The 2,963-nt window shown below is 60.7% G+C and carries 2 protein-coding genes and 1 pseudogene; 2 read left to right on the top strand and 1 reads right to left on the bottom strand.

Translation table 11 applies throughout. The annotated features are described in order from the left end of the window. Both AB0B82_RS35335 and AB0B82_RS35340 read left to right on the top strand, forming a co-directional pair. On the top strand, positions 1 to 1,919 hold a 1,919-nt coding region (locus AB0B82_RS35335), incomplete at its 5' end, for a polymorphic toxin-type HINT domain-containing protein (RefSeq protein ID WP_360178943.1). A 22-nt stretch (positions 1,920 to 1,941) separates the two neighbouring features. Next, complete coding sequence (locus AB0B82_RS35340; protein WP_360178946.1) at positions 1,942 to 2,382, top strand: hypothetical protein; 441 nt, start codon at positions 1,942 to 1,944, stop codon at positions 2,380 to 2,382. Positions 2,383 to 2,537: 155 nt separating this feature from the next. Here the strand turns inward: AB0B82_RS35340 and AB0B82_RS35345 are convergent. Continuing rightward, a pseudogene (locus AB0B82_RS35345) lies at positions 2,538 to 2,803 on the bottom strand (IS1634 family transposase); the annotation flags it as partial. Positions 2,804 to 2,963: the final 160 nt, after the last annotated feature.

The following is a 2,963-nucleotide window of genomic DNA, read 5'->3' on the forward strand; positions in this document are numbered from 1 at the left end:
GCACCAGCTGCTCACCGCCGAAGACCCACTCCCTACCGACCTACGCGACGCCCTCGCCCAGATCACCTGACCCAACGGTGCGCACTAAATTGATAAGACTCAGGCAGGGTGCGCGCTGGTACAGCCCTGGCACCGGCACCTTCAACTCTCGCGACACCGTCAGCTACGACGCGGGCACGGCCAGTTCGGTGCTCAACCTGTACGCCTACGCGGGCGGAAACCCGCTCACGTTCAACGACCCTGATGGCCATCGAGCGATCGATCCCGGCGGTGGCAAGCTGAAACGGCAATGTGAGTGGAGATACGAGCTGGTCGGCGACGGTCACCAGTGGATCTACCGCTGCAGGTGGGTCGGGGCTGACGATCCGGTCAAGCCGCCTCCTCCCACGGATGGCGACGGTGACGGCGGCTGTAAGAAGAACTGCCGTGGTCCGGGCGACGGCGGCGACGACGACTGCAAGTGGAACTGCGGCGGTCCGGGAGACGGCGGCAACGGTGGCGCGGGTGAGGGCGGTTGCAAGCGCAACTGTGGCCCGAAACCGCCGCCCAAGTGCGATCCTCAATGCCAGCTGACCAAGAAGATCAAGAAGGAACGCGACGACCTCGAGCAGGAAGCCAAGACGATCGCGCAGCCCCCGCCGGGTGATCCTGTCTGCGCCAACGGCAACCCTCTCTGCCCGACCGACCCGTCTCGGCCCGCCACTGTGGTTACCTCTGGAGGCGACTTGACCAACGAGACTGCCAACTGGTCGACCGAGCAGTATGAAACCGCACTCGATTCTGCGGGGTCGGTCGCCTCTGACGTCTCGGATACCCACAAAATGAGTTGGCTCGACCGGATGAACGAGTACGGTCTGCCCGGTTCGCACGCCAACGTGGGCGACAAGTTCGGGCAGTGGTTCTACGATGAGCATCCCGAGCTTTTCCACCTCAGCCTGGATGTGCTCGGTCTGGTTCCGGTCGTCGGTGAGTACTTCGACGGCATGAACGCCGGCCTGTACGCCTCTGAAGGTGACTACGGCAATGCAGCCCTCAGCGGCAGTTCCGCGGTCCCGATCGCGGGCTGGATTCCTGCGGTCGGCAAGATTGGCCGCAAGACTTTCAAGTTCTTGACGAAGGGCGCGGAGAAGTGCAACTCGTTCGAGCCTGGGACCCGAGTCGAAATGGCAGACGGTTCGGAGAAGCCGATCGAGGACGTGAAGCTCGGCGACTGGGTAGCCGCAACTGATCCGCTGACGGGTGAGACAAGTCCGCAGCGTGTGGTCGCGACGATCGTGGGGATTGGCGCGAAGCGGCTCGTCGATATTGAAACCGTTGAGTCGAAGTTGTTCGCGCCGTCGTTCAAGTCCAGGATCGTCGCGACGGAGGGGCACCCGTTCTACGTCGAATCGCGGAACCGGTGGGTCGACGCGATCGACCTGACGCCCGGAGACGTACTCCGAGACAACCAATCCGACGTCACCGTCACCGTCGCATCGGCGAGAGCCCGCACGGCCCCCGCCACTGTGCACAACCTGACCATCGACAACCTCCACACGTACTATGTACTCGCTGGTCAGACGCCGGTACTGGCTCATAACAGTGGAGGATGCCTTCCCGCTCTCCGGGGCTGGAGCAGCGAGCGGTTCCAGTTCGGGAATCAGTCCTTCCTGCTGGAGAAGAAGGGATTGGAGCACATCCTCACTCGTCACCACCCGAAGTATTCGGATGGCTCGGTGAAGAAAACGCAGTCCTTCTTCGGTTCGAGCATGAGTGTTGATGACGTCCAAGGCGCTATCGGTCAAGTCATGCGGCAGAACCGCGATACGCTGATTCAGCGAGGAAGTCGAGGTATGTATCAGATTCGCGGGAACGTCAATGGCGTCGATTACGTACTCGGCATCAACAGAGGTCGAGTGGGCCAGTTCTATCCGGAATGACCATCATTGAAGGACCTCGGACGTGGTTGAGATTGAGACGTTCCTGAAGGGCGCGGACGGTGGGTTCGTGCAGGTAGAAGCCTGCCGTATCCCGCCGCCTGACCTTGACTACATTGAAGGTGCCATTCGACTGTCCGTTGACGGATTGGAAATCATTGGTACTGAAGAGTGGGACTACGTTGACCAACTCTGGTGCTATATCGCCGAGATGATAACGAAAATGCAGTCATCGGGTTACGCAGAGACGTATTTCCCGGATCAGCCGATCAAGCTCTCTTTTCGGGTTGTAGGGTCTCGCGTCTTGGTGACCGTCAAGATTGGCGAAGAAACGAAGACGGCAAATGCTTCATCTGCGGATTTCCTGGAGGCTGTCAAAACGGCTGGGATGATCTTCTTCAGGAAGATGTCCGAGCTTGTTCCGACTAATTCGTATGCCGAGGCGCAGCAGGAGCTGTCAGTTTGAAAAGGGCCCTTCACCTGACTTGCGCCAAGTTAGTGCGCACTGTCGTGGCCGTGGATCGTTCGCAGGATCTCGCGCAGGTCGTTGGGTAGTGGGTCGGCGGCGGCGAAGGTGTGAGCGCCGGCCTGGATTTCGATGGTGCGGTAGCGGCGCGTGGTGCGAATGAACTTCTTGATCGACCAGCCGGTGGTGTTTTCGATCCAGCGTGAGACAGCGAGTGCGGCGAACACGATCGTCAGGTGGGCTTCGATGGAGTCGCGTTTGTGGTGGTAGATCGGCCGCGCGGCGAGGTCGCTCTTGGACATCCGAAACGACTTCTCGACGTTGAACAGTCGAGTCGGTGGTAGGCGTCGATCACGAACTCCGGCCCGGCGTCGATGTTGGTCACGTAGCCCTTGATCCCGGCCAGCGCCCGGTCTTGGCTTCGAGGTCTCGGTTCACCTTCTTCGTCCCGTCGGTGAGGCTGATGAATCTGTTGCGCTTCACTGACCTGACTCGTGCCACTTGACGGCGATTTCGGGTCCGGGCTTCTGTTTGTGCTGGTCAGTGGCTCGCGGGCGGGCGGGTTGACACACCCCGCGGGG

Source organism: Kribbella sp. NPDC048915, assembly GCF_040649595.1.
In the GTDB taxonomy this organism is placed as follows: Bacteria; Actinomycetota; Actinomycetes; order Propionibacteriales; family Kribbellaceae; genus Kribbella.